16 protein-coding genes are annotated in these 22,343 nt (G+C 59.8%); 9 read left to right on the plus strand and 7 right to left on the minus strand.

Annotated elements, in window-relative coordinates; genetic code table 11:
* The first annotated feature begins 118 nt into the window (after window positions 1–118).
* Genes aauS through ACA063_RS23620 form a run of 3 tightly spaced genes read left to right on the plus strand, consistent with a single transcriptional unit; the run spans window position 119 to window position 3,683 of the window.
* Window positions 119–2,020: a two-component sensor histidine kinase AauS gene (gene aauS / locus ACA063_RS23610; protein WP_497663571.1), complete on the plus strand. Its 1,902-nt coding sequence runs from the start codon at window positions 119–121 to the stop codon at window positions 2,018–2,020.
* On the plus strand, window positions 2,017–3,345 hold the full coding sequence (aauR, locus tag ACA063_RS23615; RefSeq protein WP_497663572.1) for a two-component response regulator AauR: 1,329 nt from the start codon (window positions 2,017–2,019) through the stop codon (window positions 3,343–3,345). Before aauS ends, aauR begins: the two co-directional genes overlap by 4 nt.
* Before the next feature lie 8 nt (window positions 3,346–3,353).
* Window positions 3,354–3,683, plus strand: a complete 330-nt coding sequence (locus tag ACA063_RS23620; protein WP_178114321.1) for a GlpM family protein — start codon at window positions 3,354–3,356, stop codon at window positions 3,681–3,683.
* A 146-nt stretch (window positions 3,684–3,829) separates the two neighbouring features.
* Here the strand turns inward: ACA063_RS23620 and ACA063_RS23625 are convergent, their stop codons facing one another.
* From ACA063_RS23625 to metE, 3 genes are all read right to left on the minus strand, one after another.
* Entirely contained in the window at window positions 3,830–4,495 is a 666-nt protein-coding gene (locus ACA063_RS23625; protein WP_497663573.1) for a DsbA family oxidoreductase, read from the minus strand.
* A gap of 163 nt (window positions 4,496–4,658) precedes the next feature.
* Window positions 4,659–5,678, minus strand: coding sequence for an alpha/beta fold hydrolase (locus ACA063_RS23630; protein ID WP_497663574.1), 1,020 nt, complete (start codon window positions 5,676–5,678; stop codon window positions 4,659–4,661).
* Window positions 5,679–6,158: 480 nt separating this feature from the next.
* Window positions 6,159–8,471 carry a 5-methyltetrahydropteroyltriglutamate--homocysteine S-methyltransferase gene (gene metE, locus ACA063_RS23635; RefSeq protein ID WP_497663575.1) on the minus strand — a complete coding sequence of 771 codons (2,313 nt, stop codon included), beginning with the start codon at window positions 8,469–8,471 and terminating at the stop codon, window positions 6,159–6,161.
* A gap of 120 nt (window positions 8,472–8,591) precedes the next feature.
* Here metE and metR point away from each other — a divergent pair, with 120 nt between their 5' ends.
* On the plus strand, window positions 8,592–9,509 hold the full coding sequence (gene metR, locus ACA063_RS23640) for a transcriptional regulator MetR (RefSeq protein ID WP_010457725.1): 918 nt from the start codon (window positions 8,592–8,594) through the stop codon (window positions 9,507–9,509).
* 196 nt (window positions 9,510–9,705) lie between these two features.
* On the opposite strand, the gene ACA063_RS23645 is transcribed toward metR, so the two are convergent.
* From ACA063_RS23645 to nosR, 4 genes are all read right to left on the minus strand, one after another.
* Entirely contained in the window at window positions 9,706–10,221 is a 516-nt protein-coding gene (locus ACA063_RS23645; RefSeq protein ID WP_497666578.1) for a GNAT family N-acetyltransferase, read from the minus strand.
* A 2-nt stretch (window positions 10,222–10,223) separates the two neighbouring features.
* Complete coding sequence (locus tag ACA063_RS23650; RefSeq protein ID WP_497663576.1) at window positions 10,224–10,862, minus strand: LysE family translocator; 639 nt, start codon at window positions 10,860–10,862, stop codon at window positions 10,224–10,226.
* A gap of 22 nt (window positions 10,863–10,884) precedes the next feature.
* Complete coding sequence (locus tag ACA063_RS23655; RefSeq protein ID WP_497663577.1) at window positions 10,885–11,319, minus strand: NUDIX hydrolase; 435 nt, start codon at window positions 11,317–11,319, stop codon at window positions 10,885–10,887.
* Window positions 11,320–12,088: 769 nt separating this feature from the next.
* Window positions 12,089–13,459 carry a response regulator c-di-GMP phosphodiesterase, NosR family gene (nosR, locus tag ACA063_RS23660; protein WP_497663578.1) on the minus strand — a complete coding sequence of 457 codons (1,371 nt, stop codon included), beginning with the start codon at window positions 13,457–13,459 and terminating at the stop codon, window positions 12,089–12,091.
* A gap of 254 nt (window positions 13,460–13,713) precedes the next feature.
* On the opposite strand from nosR, the gene ACA063_RS23665 reads away from it, so the two are divergent.
* Genes ACA063_RS23665 through ACA063_RS23685 form a run of 5 tightly spaced genes read left to right on the plus strand, consistent with a single transcriptional unit; the run spans window position 13,714 to window position 22,065 of the window.
* Window positions 13,714–16,020: a putative bifunctional diguanylate cyclase/phosphodiesterase gene (locus ACA063_RS23665; RefSeq protein ID WP_497663579.1), complete on the plus strand. Its 2,307-nt coding sequence runs from the start codon at window positions 13,714–13,716 to the stop codon at window positions 16,018–16,020.
* A complete protein-coding gene (locus tag ACA063_RS23670; RefSeq protein WP_497663580.1) occupies window positions 16,017–17,891 on the plus strand; it encodes a putative bifunctional diguanylate cyclase/phosphodiesterase in 1,875 nt (624 codons plus the stop codon). The genes ACA063_RS23665 and ACA063_RS23670 overlap by 4 nt, the downstream gene beginning before the upstream one ends.
* Before the next feature lie 45 nt (window positions 17,892–17,936).
* A complete protein-coding gene (locus ACA063_RS23675) occupies window positions 17,937–18,896 on the plus strand; it encodes a cytochrome-c peroxidase (protein WP_497663581.1) in 960 nt (319 codons plus the stop codon).
* Entirely contained in the window at window positions 18,893–20,704 is a 1,812-nt protein-coding gene (locus ACA063_RS23680; RefSeq protein WP_497663582.1) for a DAHL domain-containing protein, read from the plus strand. Before ACA063_RS23675 ends, ACA063_RS23680 begins: the two co-directional genes overlap by 4 nt.
* Window positions 20,701–22,065, plus strand: coding sequence for an ATP-binding protein (locus ACA063_RS23685; protein ID WP_497663583.1), 1,365 nt, complete (start codon window positions 20,701–20,703; stop codon window positions 22,063–22,065). Before ACA063_RS23680 ends, ACA063_RS23685 begins: the two co-directional genes overlap by 4 nt.
* The last annotated feature ends 278 nt before the right edge of the window (window positions 22,066–22,343 follow it).

Genomic DNA, 22,343 nt, shown 5'->3' on the forward strand with positions numbered 1-22,343 from the left:
TAAATCCCCTCGCCACATGAATCCCCTAGCCACAGGAGTCTCCTGGCCACAAGAGCCACCATCACAAAGTTCGTGGTGGTCTTGAGATTTGTGTTGTGGTTGACCCAAGGCATCTGTGATGAAATGCGACCCCACTCTCTATCGCGCAGCGCCGCCATCACTCGCCGTGAAACCCCGTCTGATTCGCCATCTGTTCCTGCCTCCGCTGATCATCGCACTGATGATCGGATTGGGTTACGTCGGCTTCTGGGTCAGCGAGTACTACGGCATACGCAGCCTCAGCGAAAACGGCCAGCGCCAGCTGGAGTTGCATGCACGCGCCGTCGAGAGCGAGATCAGCAAGTACACCTACCTGCCCAGCCTGCTGGAACTCGAAACCAGTGTTTCCCAACTGCTGGCCGATCCGTCGCCGGAACATCGGCAAACGGTCAATGACTACCTGGAAGGCCTGAACCGCCGCAGCCGCAGTCGCGCCATCTACGTGATGGATACCACCGGCCGCGTCATGGCCACCAGTAACTGGCGCGATGTCGACAGTTACCTGGGTGAAGACCTCTCTTTTCGCGCCTATTTCCAAAACGCTATTCGCGGCCAGCCGGGACGCTTCTATGGCATCGGCAGCACCAACGGCGAACCCGGTTACTACCTGGCCCACGGCCTGGAAGAACACGGCAAGATCATCGGTGTCGCGGTGGTCAAAGTCCGTCTTGAAGCGATGGAAGAACGCTGGCAGCGCGCACGTCTGGAAGCCTTCGTCAGTGACGAGAACGGCATCATCATTCTTTCCAGCGATCCGGCGCGTCGTCTCAAATCAGTGATACCGCTGAGCGACGAGACCAAGGAAAAACTCGCCCGCAGCCTCCAGTACTACTGGTTCCCGCTCAACGAACTGCAACCGCTGGCCCGGGAAAAACTGGCAGAGGGTGAAGAGAAACTGACCTTCCCCGCCAACAGCGAAGTGGAATCCGATCAGGAAGACATCAGCTACCTGTCGCAAACACGCCCGTTAAGCGACACACCGTGGAATTTCACCCTCCTCACCCCACTCCAGGATTTGCGCCGCGAAGCAATCAATCAGGGGATTCTGGTGGCCGTGGCATTGGCCCTGGTGACGTTTCTGCTGATTGCCTGGAATGAGCGCCGAAAGGTCATCTCCACCCGCCTCGCCGCCCGGGAAGCCTTGCAGGAAGCCAACAATCAACTGGAGCGTCGGATTACCGAACGCACCACCGACCTGCGCGCCAGTAACGAACGGCTCAAGGGTCAGATCCGTGAACGGCGCCAAGCCGAAGAGACCTTGCGCCGGGCCCAGGATGAACTGGTGCAGGCGGGCAAACTCGCGGCCATCGGCCAGATGTCCACCAGCATCGCGCATGAACTCAACCAGCCGCTCGCCGCGCTGCGAACCTTGTCCGGCAACACGGTTCGTTTCCTGGAACGCGGTCAGCTGGATGTCGCCAGCACCAACCTCAAAACCATTAATGAACTGATCGACCGCATGGGCCGGATCACCGCCAGTCTGCGGTCATTTGCCCGTCGCGGCGACGACAAGGGTCAGGCCAGCCTCGGTAAGGCCGTGGATGCGGCCTTGCAGTTGCTTGGCGGCCGGGTAGAAAGCGCGCACCTGCAAGTGCATCGCGACTTCAGCGATGTGCAGGTGCAAATCGATCAGACGCGACTGGAGCAGATTCTGGTCAACCTGATGGGCAACGCCCTGGATGCCATGCAGGCCCAGCCGTTGCCGGAGCTGTGGCTTGAAGGCGAAGTGTTCGATGGCAAATACCGTCTTCGTGTCCGCGACAATGGCCACGGCATCGACGCCGAAACGCGCAAGCATCTGTTTGAACCTTTCTTCACCACCAAACCCGGCGAGCAGGGTCTGGGCCTCGGCCTGACCTTGTCCGCGAGCCTGGCCGCCGCCACCGGCGGACACCTGGGTGTCGAACACCCGGCCGGCGGTGGAACCACTTTTGTCCTCAGTTTACCGTTGGTAAGCCCCTCTTTCGCCGAGCCAATATGAACAACGATCTTAGTGTGCTGATCGTCGAAGACGATCCTCATGTACTGCTCGGCTGCCAGCAGGCGCTGACCCTGGAAGACATTCCCTGCGTGGGCGTGGGCAGCGCCGAAGAAGCGCTGGAGCGGGTCGGCGACAACTTTGCCGGGATCGTCATCAGCGACATTCGCCTGCCGGGCATTGACGGCCTGGAACTGCTGACCCGACTCAAGGCCCGTGATCGCAGCCTGCCCGTGGTGTTGATCACCGGCCACGGCGACATCTCGATGGCGGTCGGCGCGATGCAAAAAGGCGCCTATGACTTCATGGAGAAACCGTTTTCCCCGGAGCGCCTGGTGGACGTTGCCCGTCGCGCCCTGGAGCAACGCAGCCTGGCGCGTGAAGTTTCGTCGTTGCGGCGGCAACTGGCAGAGCGCGATTCGTTGGAAGGCCGGATCATCGGCCGTTCTGCGGCCATGCAGAATCTGCGGGAGCTGATCGCCAACGTCGCCGACACCTCGGCCAACGTGTTGATCGAAGGTGAAACCGGCACCGGCAAAGAATTGGTCGCCCGCTGCCTGCACGACTTCAGTCGCCGCCACACCCGGCAATTTGTCGCGCTGAACTGCGGAGGCCTGCCGGAGAACCTGTTCGAAAGCGAAATCTTCGGCCACGAAGCCAACGCGTTTACCGGCGCCGGCAAACGGCGGATCGGCAAGATCGAACATGCCGACGGCGGTACGTTGTTCCTCGACGAGGTGGAAAGCATGCCGCTGCCGCTGCAGATCAAACTGCTGCGGGTATTGCAGGAGCGCACCCTCGAACGCCTCGGTTCAAACCAGAGCGTGGCGGTGGATTGCCGGGTGATCGCGGCGACCAAATCCGATCTGGACGAGTCGAGCAAGGCCGGCGAATTCCGCAGCGATCTGTATTACCGCCTGAACGTGGTGACCCTGGAACTGCCGCCGCTGCGCGAGCGTCGTGAAGACATTCTGCAGCTGTTCGAGCACTTCCTGCAGCAATCGTCCCTGCGCTTTGACCGCGCGGTGCCGGAGCTGGACAACCAGACCCTGTCGAACCTGATGAGCCACGACTGGCCGGGCAACGTGCGCGAACTGCGCAACGTCGCCGAACGCTTTGCCCTTGGCTTGCCGGCTTTCAAGAAATCCGGCACCAGTGGCAGCAATCACGGCCTGGCCTTCGCCGAAGCGGTGGAAGCGTTCGAACGCAATCTGCTCAGCGACGCCTTGCAACGCAGCGGCGGCAATCTGACCCAGGCCAGCCTGGAGCTGGGCATGGCCAAGACCACCCTGTTCGATAAAGTGAAGAAATACGGGCTGAGCCACTGATGGACCTGATACTCAAAGCAACCCTGGGTGCAGCGGTGGTGATCATTCTTGCCGCGCTGGCTAAAACCAAAAACTATTACATCGCAGGATTGGTGCCGCTGTTTCCGACCTTTGCACTGATCGCGCACTACATCGTCGGCAAGGGCCGTTCACTGGATGACCTGAAGACCACCATCGTGTTTGGCATGTGGTCGATCATTCCGTACTTCATCTACCTGGCAACGTTGTATGTGATGGTAGACAAGATGCGGCTGGAGGCTTCGCTGGCCGTTGCGGCAGTGGCGTGGTTGATGGCAGCGACTGTGCTGGTCAGCGTGTGGGTGCGCGTCCACGGCTGACCCTCTGCCCCCCCTGTGGCGAGGGGATTTATCCCCGTTCGGCTGCGAAGCAGTCGTAAATCCGGACAACTCAGTTTGACCGAACGAACACTAGGGGCTGCTTCGCAGCCCAACGGGGATAAATCCCCTCGCCACAAAAGCGCGAATCAGCTGACGGTTCCGCCCTTCGACTCGCTCATGATCTGCCGGATCGCCCCGACAAACGTCTCAACCGGTTGCCCGCCGCTGACCGCGTACTGCCCGTTGAACACCACGGTCGGCACCGAACTGACGCCCCGTGACAGCCACAGCTGCTCTTCTTCGCGAACCTCTTTGGCGAACTCATCCGACGCCAATATGGCTTCGGCGCGCTTGCAATCCAGTCCGACGCTTTCGGCGATCCTGGCCAACTGCTGAGGGTCAGACGGATTGCCGCCTTCGGTGAAATATGCCCTGAACAGCGCCTCCTTCAAATTGAACTGCGCACCCTCGAGCCCCGCCCAATACAGCAAACGGTGAGCATCGAAGGTGTTGTAGATGCGGCTATTACCGTCCGTGCGGAAGGCAAACCCGAGCTCGGCACCACGGGCCCGGATCATTTCGCGATTCTTCTGCGATTGCTCAGGCGTCGATCCGTATTTCTCGGTGATGTGCTCGGTAATGTTCTGCCCTTCAGGCCCCATCTTCGGGTTCAGCTCGAACGGCTGGAAACGAATCTCGGCCTGCACCTCATCGCCCAGCAAATCCAGAGCGCGAGTCAGGCCGTACAAGCCCACAACGCACCAGGGGCAGGACACGTCGCTGACGAAATCGATTTTCAGGGGGGTACTCATCACTCACCTCGCAAACTGGAATGCGCCGCAAAGGTCAAACGATACACCTGTAGGAGCTGCCGAAGGCTGCGATCTTTTGAGCTTGATCCTCGAATGCCCCGAAGAGATCAAAAGATCAGGATCAAAAGATCGCAGCCTTCGGCAGCTCCTACAGGGCCAATGGTTACAGGAGGTTCGGTGCCGGCACCGGATCAATCTGCGCCCAATGCGAAGTGTCTTCGCGATGAGCCTGCAAATAAGGCAGCACCGCCGCCAGCAGCGGCGCCTTGAACGCCTCCTGGAATCGATGAGCCAGCCCCGGAATCAGCTTCAACTGGCTGCCGCGAATATGCGCCGCCAGGTGCACGCCGTGCATCACCGGCAGCAACGGATCCGCCGTGCCATGCACCACCAGCGTGGGTACCCGCAGCTGATTGAGCAACGCTACCCGACTTGGTTCCGCAAGGATGGCCATGATCTGGCGCTTGACGCCTTCAGGGTTGAAGGCCCGGTCATAGGACTGTGCCGCCTGATGCAACAATGCCTGCCGATCATCACTCACCGTCGGACTGCCCAGCGCCGCGAGCAGATCAGCCTGCTGTTCCAGGGCGGCTTCGCGATTCGGCGCACCACGACGCGCAAGCAACTGCACCAGTGCCGCGCTCGGCGCCGGCAGTCCTTCGGCACCGGAACTGGTCATGATCAAGGTCAGGCTCTCGACCCGCTGCGGCGCCATCGCCGCCATGTGCTGGGCAATCATCCCGCCCATGCTCGCGCCCAGCACGTGGAATTGCTCGACGTGCAAGGCGTCCATCAACCCAAACGCATCGTCCGCCATGTCGGTCAGGGTGTAGGGCGCCGACACAGGCAGACCCAGTTTGTAGCGCAGCACTTCGAAGGTCAGGTTGGCGTCGACAGGAGGTTGCCGCCAGGTCGAGAGACCGACATCGCGATTGTCATAACGAATCACCCGAAAACCCTGCTGACACAGCGCGACGACCACCTCGTCGGGCCAGTGAATGAGCTGTCCGCCGAGCCCCATCACCAGCAACAGCGCAGGGTCCGATGCACGACCAATGCTCTGGTACGCCAGACTCACCTGTGCCATATCGGCCCGCTCAGTCGGAACATTGACATCGCAACGCGAAGCCGCCAAAGACGGCAGGCCGAACAACAGCGCGGCCAGGAATAAAAATACACGCATGAAAAAACACCGAAACGCAGAACCCCAGTAGAGCGCGAGTCTGATGAAGTTTGTTCAAGCGCGCTGCCACAGTTGCGTGACAGTTTGATGAAGAGTGCCGAGCGGTCATGTTCTAGACCGAGTCATCGAGAAAGGGCCTTGTCAGGCGGGGCGGATGTTGGATGGGCGACCGCTTTCGTCGGAACGCCGCCCGGACCAAGCCTGCTTCCACAGGATCCATGCCGTACACAACCTCTGCGGTCGACATAAACACAATGTGGGAGCGAGCCTGCTCGCGATGGGGCCGGGTCAGCTGGCATCGATGCTGGATGTGCAACCGCTATCGCGAGCAGGCTCACTCCCACAGGGTTCATGCCGTATACAACCTCTGCGGTCGACATAAACAGAATGTGGGAGCGGGCTTGCCCGCGAAGGGGCCGTGTCAGGCGGGGTGGATGCTGGATGGGCAACCGCTATCGTCGGAACAGGTGTCGCTAGACGTTACGCCAGCTGACTGCGCAACTGCCGAGCCGCCGCCACCATATTCACCAGCGCTGCCTCGGTTTCCGGCCACGCCCGTGTTTTCAGTCCGCAATCCGGATTGACCCACAACCGCTCGGCCGGAATTCGCTTCACTGCCTTGCTCATCAACTTGACCATCTCGGCCGTGTCCGGCACCCGTGGCGAGTGAATGTCGTAGACGCCCGGACCGATGTCGTTCGGGTAGTCGAACGCCTCGAACGCCTCCAGCAACTCCATGTCCGAGCGCGACGTTTCGATGGTGATCACATCGGCGTCCATGGCCGCAATGGACTCGATCACGTCGTTGAATTCGCTGTAGCACATGTGGGTGTGGATCTGGGTTTCGTCACGGACACCGGAGGCGGTCAAGCGGAATGCTTCCACCGCCCAGTCCAGGTATTCCTGCCACTGTGCGCGGCGCAGAGGCAAGCCTTCACGGAATGCGGCTTCGTCGATCTGCACGATCTTGATGCCGGCAGTTTCCAGGTCCACCACTTCGTCGCGCAGGGCCAGGGCCAGCTGCTGCGCCTGAACTTTGCGCGAAACATCCTCACGGGGGAACGACCACATCAGCATGGTCACGGGACCGGTGAGCATGCCTTTCATGACCTTGTCGGTCAGGCTCTGGGCATAAGTGATCCAGTCCACGGTCATGGCGTTCGGGCGGCTCAGATCGCCGTAGATGATCGCCGGTTTCACGCAGCGCGAACCGTAGCTCTGCACCCAGCCGAAGCGCGTGAACAGATAACCATCAAGCTGCTCGGCAAAGTACTCGACCATGTCATTGCGCTCGGCTTCACCGTGCACCAGCACATCCAGGCCAAGCTGTTCCTGAACCTGCACGGCGTGGCGAATTTCGCTGTGCATGGCATCGGTGTAATCGTTGGCCGACAGCTTGCCCTGCTTGAACGCCTGACGCGCCAGACGGATCGAGCCGGTCTGCGGGAACGAGCCGATGGTGGTGGTCGGGAACGCTGGCAATTTCAGGCGCGCACGCTGCTGTTCGATGCGCTTTGCGAACGGCGAATGACGTTGGCTATCCGCCGCACTGATCGCGTCGATACGAGCCTGAACATCGGTTTTATGAATGCGTGGCGACTCGGCGCGGCTCGTTTGAATGGCACGACTCTCGGCCAGTGCTGCCCGTACTTTCGGCGATTGCGGGTCGTTGAGCGCATCGCGCAGAACAGCGATTTCGCCACACTTCTGCACCGCAAAGGCGAGCCAGCTTTTGAGTTCCGGATCGAGTTTGTCTTCACGGTCCAGGTCCACCGGGCTGTGCAGCAACGAGCAGGAACTGCTGACCCACAGGTTGTCGCCGAAACGTTCCTGGGCAAACTGCAGTTGTGCCAGCACCGGTTCCAGCTCACAGCGCCAGACGTTGCGCCCATTGACCAGACCCACCGAGAGAATCTTGTAGGTCGGCAAGCGGTCGAGCACGTGCAGCAGTTGGTCGGGGGCACGCACGGCATCGATGTGCAAGCCTTGTACTGGCAGGCCGACCGCCAGACCGAGGTTGTCTTGCAGGCCGCTGAAGTAGGTGGCCACCAGCTTTTTCAGCGGCGAATACTGAAGGATGTGATAAGCGCGTTCGAACGCGTTTTTCCAATCCTGTGGCAGATCGAGGGTCAGGATCGGTTCGTCTATCTGCACCCACTCCACCCCTTGTTCGGCGAGGCGAACAAGGATTTCGTTGTAGACCGGCAGCAGGCGTTCCAGCAGGTCGAGTTTGTCGAAGTCGTTGCCTTTGGCTTTGCCCAACCACAGGTAGGTCAGTGGGCCGATGATCACCGGTTTGACGCTGTGGCCGAGAGCACGAGCTTCGTCGACTTCATCAAACAGCTGCTCCCAGCTCAGTTTGAAGGCCTGGTCCGCGCTGAACTCCGGGACCAGATAGTGGTAGTTGGTGTCGAACCACTTGGTCAGCTCCTGGGCGTATTGCGCCTTGTCGTGCTCACCGCCGCAGCAACTCGCCGTGGCGCCACGGGCCATGGCGAACAAGGTATCTAGGGTCGGCAGGCCATTGGCATCCAGGGCGCTGTCGAAGCGCGCCGGGATCACACCGAAGGTCAGGGAATGGGTCAGCACCTGGTCGTACCAGGCGAAGTCGCCGACCGGCAGCAGGTCGATGCCGGCGTCTTTCTGCAATTGCCAATGGCTGGCGCGCAGTTGTTGGCCAACGCGCTTCAACGCGTCCTGATCGAGGTCGCCTTTCCAGTAGGATTCCAGGGCTTTTTTCAGTTCGCGATCAGCGCCGATGCGTGGAAAACCAAGTGTGTGTGCCAGGGCCATGATGAAAATTCTCTCTTTAAAAGATGCTGTAAAACATGGCGCTATTGTCGACACTCAACCCAACATGAGACAAACTCAACCTTTTCGTGTTGATCACAAGTTTTCCTCATGGAGCCCCCGGTGCTTGAAATCCGTCACCTGAAAACCCTGCATGCCTTGCGCGAAGCCGATAGCCTGGTAGACGCAGCCGATCGCCTGCACCTGACGCAGTCCGCCCTCTCCCACCAGTTCAAGGAACTGGAAGAGCGCATGGGCATGCCGTTGTTCGTGCGCAAGACCAAACCGGTGCGCTTCACCAGCGCCGGTTTGCGCCTGCTGCAACTGGCCGACGCCACTCTGCCGCTGTTGCGTGGCGCCGAGCGCGACATCGCGCGACTAGCCGGCGGCACTGCCGGGCGTTTGCACATGGCGATCGAGTGCCACAGCTGCTTTCAGTGGCTGATGCCGACCATCGACCAGTTCCGCGATGCCTGGCCGGAAGTCGAGCTGGACCTTGCCTCGGGTTTCTCCTTCGCCCCGCTGCCGGCCCTGGCCCGTGGCGATCTGGATCTGGTGGTGACGTCCGATCCCCTGGAGCTGGCAGGCATCACCTACGTGCCGTTGTTCACTTACGAAGCCATGCTTGCCGTCGCCAACCAGCACCGTCTGGCGAACAAGGCCTACATCGTCCCGGAAGATCTGCTGACAGAAACCCTGATCACCTACCCGGTCGAGCGTGACCGGCTGGACATCTTCACCCGCTTCCTGGAACCCGCCGACATCGAACCGGCCCAGGTCCGCACCTCGGAACTGACGGTGATGATGATGCAATTGGTAGCCAGCGGCCGTGGGGTTTGCGGAATGCCCCATTGGGCACTGCATGAATACAGCTCACGGGGTTATGTGAAGGCCAAGCGACTGGGTGAGAAGGGATTGTTTGCGACCTTGTACGCCGGGATTCGCGCCGACATGCTGGATGCGCCGTACATGCGCGATTTTCTGCTGACGGCGAAAGATACGTCGTTCTCGACGCTGGATGGGGTCAGCGCAGTTCGTTGATCCCTGAGTTAATGCGATCCCTGTGGCGAGGGAGCTCGCTCCCGCTGGGTTGCGTAGCAGCCCTAAACCCTGCAGCACTGTCTCCTCAGGCACACCGGACTCGCGGGATCTGTGGGATCTGTGGGATCTGTGGGATCTGTGGGATCTGCGGCTGCTGCGCAGCCGAGCGGGAGCGAGCTCCCTCGCCACAAAAGCATTACTCGTGAGATTGCGGAATCAGTTCGCGCCACATATGAATCTTGTCGAGGTAGTCCTCGCCCACGCGCACGGCCATGGGCTCGAGGCCGTACTGGATGAAGCCGCAGCGCTGGTACAACCTGAACGCTGCGTCATTGCCAGCGGTGACGGTGAGCTGAATCAAGCGCAAACCCTGATGGTTGTGCGATTCAGCCAGCGCGGCTTGCACCAGCGTGTAGCCCAGCCCGCGCTGACGGGCCTTGCCGGACACGTACATGCCAAACAGCGTCACCTTGTGCCGGGCCTTTTCCCGAGGCTCGAAGGCCAGGCCGACAATGCCCGCCAACTCGTCGTTTTCAAAGGCACCAAACACCACGTCCAGCTTGTTGCTCAGACGCGATTCCCACCAGCTCAACGGCATTGCCGCGCGCTCTCGCACACTGGAAGTAAACGCCTGAGGGTGCAGGTCATAGGCTTCGAGCATCAGCGCCCGATAATCCAGGGCATGGCTGGCATCCAGTCGCTCAATCCACATGGTCAAGCCGCTCTTCGTTGCTCAAGCATCAGCCGCACCGCCAGCGCAGCCAACACAAACCCCATGAAATAACGCTGCACCGCCAACCATGTCGGGTTGTTGACGAACCAGGAGGCGATACCCGCGGCAAACACGGCGATCAACAGATTGACGCAGAAACTGACGCTGATCTGGGTCAGGCCGAGGATGATGCTCTGGGTGAACACCGAGCCATGCTCAGGCGTGATGAACTGCGGGAATACCGACAGGTAAAACACGGCGATCTTGGGATTCAGGGCACTGGTGAGAAACCCCATAGTGATCAGCTTACGCGCCGAGTCCGGCGGTAACTGCTGCGCTTCGAACGGCGACCGCGCCCCCGGTCTGACCGCCTGCCAAGCCAGCCACATCAAGTACAGCGCCCCTGCCCACTTCAACACTTCATAGGCCATTGGCACCGCCAGGAACACCGCAGTCAAACCGGCAGCCGCCGCGAACAGGTGCACAAAAAATCCCGCAACCACACCCAGCAATGACGTCACGCCCGCCTTGCGTCCCTGGCAGATCGAACGGGAGATCAGGTAGATCATGTTCGGCCCGGGCGTCAGCACCATCAGCAAGGCTGCAGCGGCGAAAATCAACAGGTCTTGATGGGGAATCATGGCAAGTGTTCGTCCGTAAAGATCAGGCAGTTGTGGTCAGCGAAGCTCGATAAAACGGCAGGATCAAGTCTCGTGTCAATGGCGCGAGCGTGAGGTCGCCGTCGGTGGCCGGGTCGATCCAGACAACCTCTTCGATCTCAGCGGCAGGCGATACGTCTGAATCAATGGTCAGCAGAAAGAGTTCCGCCTGCACCACAAACCCCGGCTCGTTGGCGGCCGGGGCGCTGAATTGGCCGAGGTACGTGGCGTGCGCGGGATCGATGACCAGTCCCAGTTCTTCCTCCAGCTCACGAGCCAGGGCGTGGACTGGTTGCTCATGGGGCTCGATCTTGCCGCCAGGCTGCATGAACGCCTCGGTCCCGCGCTTGCGAACCAGCAACGTGCGACCGCGCGGATCAATCACCAGGGCTGCGGCGATGTGGATGAGACGGGGTGAAGTGGCGGATGAAAGGGTCATGAAACAGGATCGTCCTTGGGTAAAAGAGGCAAGGATCACATGAGTTTCCGTACGGCGTCATCATCATCCTTGGTATCGATTGAACCGACGCCATCGTGAGCAGGCTCACAGTTGATCTTTAATGGTCATAGCATTGCCGGACTAGACATCAGGTCGGCTCTCAGGCCGCCTCGCTTTGGCTTTTGATCTGCTTTTGATTTTCTTGCCCCATCGGTAGGCCGAGCGCAGGTTCTGCGCAGTGGGTAACCCGGCATGGATGCCGGGTTAGCCGCGCACGGCCATGGATGGCCGATCGCGGCGGGCCCACGGAGCAGGACCGGAGTGAGGGTATGCCGAGCCCAGGCGAGGCACCGGACGAAAGGGGCAAGAGCGTTTGGTTACTTGGCGCTCCTCCAAGTGACTCGCTGTAAGAGCGAAACCAATAGCAGCCGTGACCGCAGGAATGGATATGTACACCATCAAAACCTCACCGCCGATCAGACCGCCATCGCGAGCAGGCTCACTCCCACAGTTTGATCCGGGTACATCAGGGAAATACTCATCGGCTGTCAGAGCGCCATCGCCGGCAAGCCAGCTCCCACAGTTTGATCCGGGTGCATCAGGGAAATACATCGGCTGTCAGAGCGCCATCGCTGGCAGGCTCACTCCCACAGCTTGATCCGGGTACATCAGGGAAATACTCATCGGCTGTCAGAGCGCCATCGCCGGCAAGCCAGCTCCCCCAGTTTGAACCGGGTGCATCAGGAAAGACTCATCGGCTGTCAGGCCGTCATCGCGACACCTCACCCGCCTCAAGAACCGCGCCCGACAGCGCTTCCGGCTCCTTCACAAAAATACTGTACTTCGCCCCCTCCATCGCTTCAAAGGCAATCAACTTCTCCACCAACGCCCCGTTCAGTACCTTGCCCGCATTCAACAGCAGCATGCCGTTATCAGCATTCAGGTTGCGCGCCAGAATCATGCCCGCCGCTACCTCCCGAGTCGTCAGCACCTTGACCAAAGGATCAGCCAACGACACATCACTGAGATACGCCGCGCACACCTGAATGAAATCCTCCACCATCTCAGGATCATAAAGCCGCCCGGCATAACTGCGGATGTACACCAGCGCTTCATCGCTGTTCATCTGCCGCTCGAGAATCAGGCCTCGCTGCAACTCGATGAAATCCACCGCCAGTTTCAGCAGCCGCGAACCGAAAGGAATCGCCTCACCCTTGAGCCGGTCGGGAAAGCCGTTGCCGTCCCAGCGCTCCTGATGGTGAAGAATCAGGCGTGCCGCGTCCTTCATCGGATCAAGGGTCATCAACAGCGATTCGCTCTGTTTCGGATAACCGCGATAACGCTCGCGATCGTTGTGATGCAGCAGGTCCGCCGGGGCGGTCATCATGCTGTCGGTCCAGCTCAGCTTGCCAATGTTGTAGAGCGCCGCCGCCATGGTCAGGTCGCGACTGCTGCCTTCGTCCAGGCCATGCCGTTTGCAGTAGACCCGCACCAATTCGATGATCTGCCGGTTGGTCTGCTTGGCCGGCGGCAACCGCAGGTTGGCCAGCAGCGAAAACACCTCGGTGCCGGTGACGTAGCTGTGTTTGAGTTCCTCGTACGCCAGGTCCAGCATGTCAGCGGTCTGCTGCAGCTCGGCAGTGCGGGAGGCGACGTGTTTTTCCAGGGTGGTGTTGAGCTGCTTCAGTTGCTCGTTCTGATCAAGCGTTTCCTGCACCAGGCGCACCCGTTCACGCTCGGAATGTTGGTACGCAAGGGATTGGCGCAACGTCAGGAGCATTTCTTCATCGTGCCAGGGTTTGCTGATGTAACGATGAATCTGCCCTTCATTGATGGCTTTGATGATGGCCGACGGATCGGCATAGCCGGTGAGCATGATTCGTGTGGTGTGGGGGTAATGCAGATGGATGTAAGCCAACAAGGTGGCGCCATCCATATTGGGCATGCGCGCATCGCTCATCACCAGATCGATGGGCTGTTGCGCCATGATTTCCAGGGCCTGGGCACCGCTGGTGGCCAGCAGCACATCGTAGGGTTGGCCGCGTAACAGGCGCCGCAGGCTGTTGAGAATCGACTCTTCATCATCAACCAGCAGCACGGTGGGTTTGTAGGTCAAAGGCGTGGGGAGTTGCTCTTCCATGGCGTACCTCGTGTGAAACAACCGTTTCGCTGTGTCAGGCCCCGAATCAACATCCCCTATTGTCGGAGCCTGACCTACAGGCTAGATGATTTTCAGCCCGCTCCGGGAAATGATTCCATTCAACTAGCGCGAAGTCCCCCGCAGAGGACTATGCTCAGCTGACTCGGATCCATATCTGTACGTTCGGCAGGTGATCAGGGAAAGGATGCCCGTCCTATGAACACACCCCATCAAATCGCTGACAGTGGCCGCGCATGGCGATGAATACGCTGATCGCGCGCACCAACCGAAGGATTCTTATCGTCGACGATACTGTCTCGATCCATGCAGACTTCGTCAAAATTCTCAGCCCTCCCACTTTCAATGACGACCGCCTGATCAGTGCCGAAAATGTCCTGTTCGGTACACCGGCGGCGATGTCACTGCAAAGCTTCGTACTCGATTCGGCGTTCCAGGGCCTCGAAGCACTGGACAAGGTCGAGACGGCGCTGGCCAACGATCTGCCCTACGCGATGGCCTTCATCGACATGCGCATGCCCCCTGGTTGGGACGGGCTGGAGACCATCGAACGGCTGTGGCAAGTCGATCCCAAGCTGCAAGTGGCGCTCTGCACCGCCTATTCCGACTATTCCTGGGAAGACATCGACGAGCGCCTGGACCTGGGTGACCGCCTGCTGATTCTGAAAAAACCCTTCGATGCCATCGAAATCCGCCAGATCGCCAGCGCGCTGACCGCCAAGTGGCAGATGACCGAAGACGCGGAGCTGAAGATGTCGCTGCTGGAGCAAGCCGTCGAAGAGCGCACCCGCGAGCTGTCCGACGCCAACATCATTGTGCAAAACAGCCCGACCATCCTGTACCGGCTGCGCGGTGAGCCATCGTTTCCCCTGATGTACATCTCCCACAACATCACCAAGTACGGGCACGTCGCGGCGAACCTTGTCGCCTCGGCCAACTGGGCCCGGGAACTGATTCATCCCGACGATCAATCGAAGGTCGACACCGCCATGGCCCGAGTGCTGGATCGTCATGCGGCAGGCGCTTCCATCGAGTTCAGGATGCGCACGGCCAATGACGCCTGGCGTTGGGTCGAAAACCGTTACATCCCGGTGCGCGACGATGACGGCCGTTTGCTGGAGGTCGAAGGCATCATCATCGACATCACCGAACGTAAACTGGCGGAAGAGAAAATCGCCCTGCTGGCGCGCACCGACGGCCTGACCGGACTGGCCAACCGCGCCACCTTGATCGAGCGGCTGCACCAGGCCTTCGCGGCCGCTCGAAGGGGCGCCGCAGCGTTTGCCATGTTTTACCTGGACCTGGATCACTTCAAGCGCATCAACGATTCGCTGGGGCACCCGGTCGGCGACCTGTTGCTGCAGGAGGTTGCCCAGCGGATACGGTCCTGCGTGCGTGAAAACGATGTAGTCGCCCGCCTCGGCGGAGATGAGTTCGCGATCCTGCAACTGGAGGTCAGTGACCCGACCCACGCCGCGGCCCTCGCCGCCAAGGTCCGCGATGCGCTGGTGCTGCCTTATGCCCTGGCCGGCAACGACGTGCGGGTGTCAGTGAGTATCGGCATCAGCCTTTACAGCCCTTCCTGCACCAGCGCCGACGGCCTGCTGACCCAGGCCGACATGGCGCTGTATCGCTCCAAGGAAAAAGGCCGCAACCAGTACCATTTCCACTCCGAGGAGATCAATCGGGAGGTGGTCGAGCGCATGACCATCGCCAACGACCTGAGAGAAGCCATCGACCGCCAGGAACTTGAACTGCACTACTGGCCGGAAGTTGACCTGAGCAGCGGCAAGATCCTCGGCATGGAAGCGCAGGTCAGCTGGAACCACCCCGAGCGCGGGTTGCTGGAAGCCTCGGCGTTTCTGCCCGCGGCGGAAAAAACCGGCACCATCGTTGCCCTCGGTCACTGGGTGCTGGATCGCGCCTGCCAGCAAATGCGCCAATGGCGCGATCAGGGCATGGCGCCGCCGGTCATTGCAATCAAGTTGTCCCTGGCGCAACTCAAGAGCGGTCCTGAGCTGATCTATGACGTACTGCGCACCACCGCACGCTGGGAACTCTGTCCGTGGGACCTGCGCTTTGACGTCACCGAAGCCACCCTCGCCCAGACCAAATGGACCCACAACGATGTACTGCCGCGTCTGCGCGAGCTCGGGGTAAAGATTGCCATCGATGACTTCGGCACGGAGTACTCCTCGTTCGATTACCTCAAGACCTATCAGGTCAATCACCTGAAGCTCACGCAAACCTTCATCGACACCGCTGTCCGCGACCCGGCCAGTGCCAACACACTGCGCGCCATCATCAATTTCGCCCGGGAGGTCGGGATCGGCATCATTGCCGAGGGCGTCGAGACCCAGGAGCAACGCAGCTCATTGATGGCGACGGGTTCACCGATGAATGCCCAGGGTTATTACTTCAGCAAAGCCGTCACCAGTCAGCAGGCCGCCGAGCTGCTGAAGGCCGGCAGTATCGTGCCACCGAGCCACGACATCGGACCGATTCTGGACAACCCGCAACGCTCCACGGAGGACAAGGGATGAAAACGCCTTTCGTGCGAACCAACCGGCGCATTCTGATCATCGACGACACGCCCTCGATTCATGAGGACTTTCGCAAGATCCTGGGTGCCCCGGTCGACGACGAACAAGCGCTGGCGGGTACGGAAGAAGCCTTGTTCGGCACGCTGCCCATCGATCGTCTGACCTTCCAGCTCGACTCGGCCTATCAGGGCCAGGAAGCACTCCATCGGGTCCAATGCGCACTGGATGAAGGCCGGCCGTACGCCATGGCGTTCATCGACATGCGCATGCCGCCGGGCTGGGATGGGCTGGAAACCATCGAACAGTTGTGGAAGGCCGACCCGCACCTGCAAATTGCACTGTGCACCGCTTACTCCGACTACACCTGGGAAGACATGGCCGAGCGGCTGGAATTCGGCGACCAGTTGCTGGTGCTGAAAAAGCCCTTCGACAGCCTGGAAATCCGTCAGATGGCCAGCGCCATGACCTGGAAATGGCAGATGACCCAGGACGCGGCGATGAAGGTCCTGAGCCTGGAGCAAACCATCGAGGCCCGGGTCCACGAACTGCTGAAAGTGTCCCACTTGTTGCAGTACGACGTACTGACCGAACTGCCCAACAGTACCTTGCTGGGGGACCGATTGAACCAGTCGCTCGCCCTGTCCCGGCGCCATGACAAACAACTGGCGGTGATGTTTCTGGGGCTGGACCGCTTCAAGCGCATCAACAACGCCCTGGGCCATCCCGCCGGTGACGAGATGCTCAAACAGGTCGGCCGCAATCTGGTGGCGACGGTGCGTGAGTCCGACTCGGTGTTTCGCTACGGCTCGGACGAATTCGTGGTGATCCTCGCCGACATTCGTCACCCCCAGCAGACCAAGGGCATCGCCGAAAAACTGTTGACGGCCATTCGCGCGCCGCAACACATCGCCGGCCACGACCTGAGCGTGACCGCCAGTGTGGGCATCAGCATTTACCCCGACGATGGCTTCGACGCTATCTCGCTGATCAAGAAAGCTGAAACCGCCATGCGCAACGTCAAGGAAAGCGGGCCTAACGATTTCCGCTTTTTCATCGACGAAATGAACCAGCGCGCCCGGGATCAGCAAAGCATCGAGACCGGTATTCGCCTGGCCCTGGAGCGCAATGAATTCGTCCTGCATTACCAACCCAAACTCGACCTTGCCAGCGGCCAGGTGGTGGGCGCCGAGGCGTTGATTCGCTGGCAGAAACCGGGAAACGGACTGGTCTACCCCTCAGCGTTCATCGGGGTCGCCGAAGACAGCGGCCTGATTGTCCAGTTGACCAAATGGGTGCTGGCCGAAGCCTGCCGGCAAACCTGTGCATGGCGGGACGCAGGGCTGCCGACGATCTGCATGTCGGTCAATATCTCGGCCATCGATTTCCGTCAGCGGGACTTTGTCGAAAGCATCGAACAGATCCTCGTGCAGACGGGTATGGACCCCTCCTCGCTGGAACTGGAAATCACCGAAGGCGTCCTCATGCAAAACATTGAGGCCACCGTCACGTCCCTGAACCGGATCAAGGCATTGGGGGTGCGACTGGCCATCGATGACTTCGGCACAGGTTATTCCAGCCTGAGTTATCTGCGGCGCTTTCCCATCGATGTACTGAAAATCGATCAATCATTCATTCGCGGCTTGAGCAGTGACAGCAATGACGCTGCTCTGGTGAGCGCCATCATCAGTCTGGGCCGCAGCCTGAAACTGATCATCATTGCCGAAGGCGTGGAAACCCTCGAGCAACTGGATTTTCTCAAGAGCCACCACTGTGAGGAAGGTCAGGGTTACTACTTCAGCAAAGCCGTAACGCCTGAGGCGTTCGTACGGTATCTGGAGTCGGTGCAACCCTCTTCATCTGCCACCCCGTGATCGAGGCTCAACGACACTCCGGCCAACCGCCAAGGAAACTATTCGATGTCGCCCGCCTTTGCGCACCTGCTGTTTGTACCGTTGCTCGGGCTTTGCCTGAGCGTTTCTGCCGCCCCACTGGATGAACCGCTCAAACCCTTGCCAGCCGTGCCCGAGCAGAATCCGCTACGGGTCGAACTCGGCCGCCAGTTGTTCAACGAACCGCGCCTGTCGATCAACGGCTCGTTATCCTGTTCAAGCTGCCACCGGCTGGAGACCGGCGGCGCTGACAACAAGCCGTTCTCCATCGGCTTCGCCGGACTCCCGGTGGGCATCAACACCCCCAGCGTGTTCAACGCGAGCCTGAACTTTCGGCAATTTTGGAATGGTCGTGCCGACACCCTCGAAGCCCAGATCCACGAAGTGGTGCAAAGCCCCAGCGAGATGGGCAGCAACTGGGAACATGTGGTGCAAACGCTGTCCGCCGATCCGGCGTACCAGGCCTCATTCGCCAACGCCTACCCGGACGGCGTAAACATAAACAACGTGCAAAACGCCTTGGCCAGCTACGAACGCACACTGATCAGTGCCAATTCGCGTTTCGATCAATACCTGCAAGGCGATACCGATATTCTCACCACGGATGAAAAGTACGGTTACCAGCGCTTCAAGGAATACGGCTGCATCGCCTGCCATCAGGGGGTGAACATTGGCGGCAACATGTTCCAGAAGTTCGGCGTGATGGGTGATTACTTCCAGGAGCGGGGCAAACCTGTTGAGTCCGACCTGGGGCGTTATCTGGTGACCAAGGACGATGAGGACCGCAACGTGTTCAAGGTGCCGAGCCTGCGCAACGTCGCCGTGACCGCGCCGTACTTTCACGATGGCTCGGCCAGAACCCTCGAAGATGCGGTGGATGTGATGTTCAAGTACCAGCTCGGTCGTGTTCCGTCCCCGGAGGACAAAACCCTGATCATCAAATTCCTCAAGACCCTGACCGGCGAATGGGAAGGTAAACTCCTATGAGGCTGTCTCACCGCCGCAACCTGGCGCTGCTCGGCATCGTCGCCGTGATGCTGGCTTCGACGCTGCTGTTCCTGTACCTCAAGTCCAGCTCGAACCAGACCACCCACTACGCCGAATCCCGGGACTTGATCGGCCGGATCAAGCAACTGAACGCTCAATGGGAAACCGAAATCCTCAAGGCCAGGATCGTTATCAATCACAACTACGATCCTCTGGTCGCACCGCTGACCGAGATGACCCGGCTGTGGCAACAGTTCGAGTCGATGGAATCCGGTCACGGCCGCAATGACTCGCCCACCTGGCGCGCCAACCATGACGCCTTCCTCAGCGCCCTGCAGGAAAAGACCCGGCTGGTGGAGCAGTTCAAGTCGCACAACGCCGTGCTGCGCAACTCGCTGGCCTTCCTGCCCACCGCCGAGGACGACATTCAGGGACAGCTTGTCCAACTGGTGGACGGGGACAAACTGCAGCTGCAAAACATCGCCACCGACACCTATGACTTGCTGCTGAGCAGTATGGAGTTTGTCCAGGTAACTTCGGACGACAAGGCGGCCGACATCCTGCTGGGGCTGAACAAAATGGAGGTGAACAAACAGCGTTTGCCAGAACAGTTCCACAGTCCCATCGACATCCTGAGCAAGCACATTTCGCTGATTCTGCGGGAGCAACCGGTGGTCAACCGGTTGCTGGAACACATCGAAGCCATACCCGTGGCCGAACGTCTCGACGACATCACCGGCCTGTTGAATTCGGACCAGCAACGCACCGACGCGATCGACCAGCGCTACCACTTTTACATGCTGGTTTTTTCAGTCCTGCTGGTGTTGCTGCTGGTGTACCTGGCGATTCATTTGATGCGCAGTTTCACGATCATCAATCGCGTCAACAAAGCCCTGCAATCGGCCAACGACGACCTCGAACGGCGGGTAGAAGAGCGCACCCGCGAACTCAGGGACACCCAAAGCGAACTGCTCGACACCGCACGCCAGGCCGGTATGGCCGAGATCGCCACCAACGTGTTGCACAACGTCGGCAACGTTCTCAACAGCGTAAACATCTCGGCCGACCTGGTCACCCGCAAACTGCGTGGCAGCAAGACTCTGGGCCTGGGCAAAGCCATGCAGCTGATCAATGAGCACCCGGGGGATCTCGGCACGTTTCTGACCCAGGACGAGAAAGGCAAACTGCTGCCCGGTTACTTGAATCAACTGGTGGAGGCCATTGCCCTGGAACAGCAAGGCATGACCGACGAACTCGCGCAGCTGAGTAAAAGTGTCGACCACATCAAGGACATCGTCGCGACCCAGCAATCCTATGCGGGCGCCAACAGCCTGATGGAACCGCTGCACATCAGCGAACTGCTCGAAGACGCCTTGCGCATGAATTCCGGCGCCCTGACCCGGCACCACGTCACGGTGATCAAGGACTACAGCGAGGTGCCGCAGATCATGGGCGACAAACACCGGCTGCTGCTGATCCTGATCAACCTGATCAGCAACGCCAAATACGCCATGTCCGACCTCGGCAACCGCCCGCGACAAATGACCCTCGGGGTGAAAATCGTCGACGACACGACCCTGCAAGTCAGCGTCAAGGACGACGGCGAAGGCATCGCCGAGGAGAACATGACGCGGATCTTCGCCCACGGGTTCACCACCCGCAAAGAGGGCCACGGATTTGGCCTGCACAGCTGCGCCCTGGCCGCCATCGAGATGAACGGCCACCTCACCGCCCATAGCGACGGCCCAGGCAAAGGTGCGCTGTTCACGTTGCAGATCCCGCTGAAAGCCGTCACGGAGGACGCATGAGCGAGCGCTCGAATCGACGCATTTTACTGATCGATGACACCCCGTCGATCCATGTGGACTTTCGCAAGATTCTCACCCCGGAACCGGTGCAGACCGCGGAAATGGACCAGATGGAATCGGCGCTGTTCGGCAGTGAGGTGAAAGCCGCCAGCGCCCTGTTCGAACTGGACTCGGCGTACGGCGGACAAGAGGGGCTGGGTAAACTCAAATGGGCGTTACAGGAAAACCGCCCCTACGCCCTGGCCTTCGTCGATATGCGCATGCCGGAAGGCTGGGACGGCGCGAAAACCATTGAACACCTGTGGCAGGAAGACCCGCGCCTGCAAGTGGTGGTGTGTACCGCCTACTCCGATTATTCCTGGGACGAACTGCTGGACCGCCTGCAGGCGCATGACCGTCTGCTGATTCTGAAAAAACCGTTCGACAACATCGAAGTGCAGCAGATGGCCAACACCCTGCTGACCAAGTGGGACATGACCGAACGGGCGTCCTTGCAGATGAGCCATCTGGAGCAACTGGTGCAGCAGGAGATCGACGAGCGCAAACAGCTTGAATCGCAACTGGTGCAATCGGAAAAGCTCGCCTCACTGGGACAACTCGCGGCCGGTGTCGCCCATGAAATCAACAACCCCATCGGCTTCATTTCTTCCAATCTTGGCACCCTGGACGGCTACTTCAAGCAGCTTCAGGAAATGCTCGACGCCTACCGGGATGCGGAAGAGGCCCTCGGCTCCAGCGAACTCGTCGAGCGCTTGCAGCAACTGCGTGAACAGGTTGAGCTGGAGTTCCTGCGCGAGGACATTCCGCTGCTGATCAAGGAGTCCAAGGACGGCATCAACCGGGTCGGACAGATCGTCAAGGACCTCAAAGATTTCTCCCGGGTGGACTCCAGTCTGGAATGGCAGTGGGTCAACTTGCAGCAGGGTATCGAGTCGACGCTGAACATCGTGGCCAACGAACTCAAGTACAAGGCGGATGTGCTCAAGGTGTATCAGGAGCTGCCTGATATCGAATGCCTGCCGTCGCAAATCAATCAGGTGATCATGAACCTGATCGTCAACGCGTCTCAGGCCATTGGCCCGGAACGCGGCACCCTCACCCTGCGCACCGGGCAGGCCGATGAAAACGTGTGGATTGAAGTCGAAGACACCGGCGCGGGCATTGCGCCGCAAAATTTGCAGAAGATTTTTGACCCGTTTTTTACGACCAAACCGGTAGGCCAAGGGACGGGGTTGGGCTTGTCGCTGTCGTACGGCATCGTGAAAAAGCACCGGGGGGAGATTTCAGTGCGCAGCGAGGTTGGGGTGGGGACGACGTTTCGCGTTGAATTGCCGATACGACAGACAAAACCGGCAGGTTGAACACCAGATCTACTTCAACCTGAAAAAAACAGGTTGTCTGTCAGGCCGCCATCGCTGGCAAGCCAGGCTCCCACAGTTTCAGCGGTTTCACCCAAAACCTTCGACCAGCCTAAAACACTGTGGGAGCTGGCTTGCCAGCGATGGCGGTGGCACATCCGGCATCCGTATCACCTGACACGCCCCTTACTCAATCCAGCCCTTACAATTTCTTCACAATCCCGTTCGCCATGCTGGGGATAAAATCCCGGTTTGAAGTGTTTTCAGTTTTTCGTCAGGCG

This window comes from Pseudomonas sp. LBUM1643 (genome assembly GCF_059716215.1).

Coding starts and splice junctions, on each gene's coding strand:
- aauR (WP_497663572.1), top strand. CDS start 2,017: ATGAACAACGATCTTAGTGTGCTGATCGTCGAAGACGATCCTCATGTA.
- ACA063_RS23675 (WP_497663581.1), top strand. CDS start 17,937: ATGTCGCCCGCCTTTGCGCACCTGCTGTTTGTACCGTTGCTCGGGCTT.
- ACA063_RS23630 (WP_497663574.1), bottom strand. CDS start 5,678: ATGCGTGTATTTTTATTCCTGGCCGCGCTGTTGTTCGGCCTGCCGTCT.
- aauS (WP_497663571.1), top strand. CDS start 119: ATGAAATGCGACCCCACTCTCTATCGCGCAGCGCCGCCATCACTCGCC.
- ACA063_RS23670 (WP_497663580.1), top strand. CDS start 16,017: ATGAAAACGCCTTTCGTGCGAACCAACCGGCGCATTCTGATCATCGAC.
- ACA063_RS23655 (WP_497663577.1), bottom strand. CDS start 11,319: ATGACCCTTTCATCCGCCACTTCACCCCGTCTCATCCACATCGCCGCA.
- ACA063_RS23680 (WP_497663582.1), top strand. CDS start 18,893: ATGAGGCTGTCTCACCGCCGCAACCTGGCGCTGCTCGGCATCGTCGCC.
- ACA063_RS23665 (WP_497663579.1), top strand. CDS start 13,714: ATGGCGATGAATACGCTGATCGCGCGCACCAACCGAAGGATTCTTATC.
- ACA063_RS23650 (WP_497663576.1), bottom strand. CDS start 10,862: ATGATTCCCCATCAAGACCTGTTGATTTTCGCCGCTGCAGCCTTGCTG.
- ACA063_RS23685 (WP_497663583.1), top strand. CDS start 20,701: ATGAGCGAGCGCTCGAATCGACGCATTTTACTGATCGATGACACCCCG.
- metE (WP_497663575.1), bottom strand. CDS start 8,471: ATGGCCCTGGCACACACACTTGGTTTTCCACGCATCGGCGCTGATCGC.
- ACA063_RS23645 (WP_497666578.1), bottom strand. CDS start 10,221: ATGTGGATTGAGCGACTGGATGCCAGCCATGCCCTGGATTATCGGGCG.
- nosR (WP_497663578.1), bottom strand. CDS start 13,459: ATGGAAGAGCAACTCCCCACGCCTTTGACCTACAAACCCACCGTGCTG.
- ACA063_RS23625 (WP_497663573.1), bottom strand. CDS start 4,495: ATGAGTACCCCCCTGAAAATCGATTTCGTCAGCGACGTGTCCTGCCCC.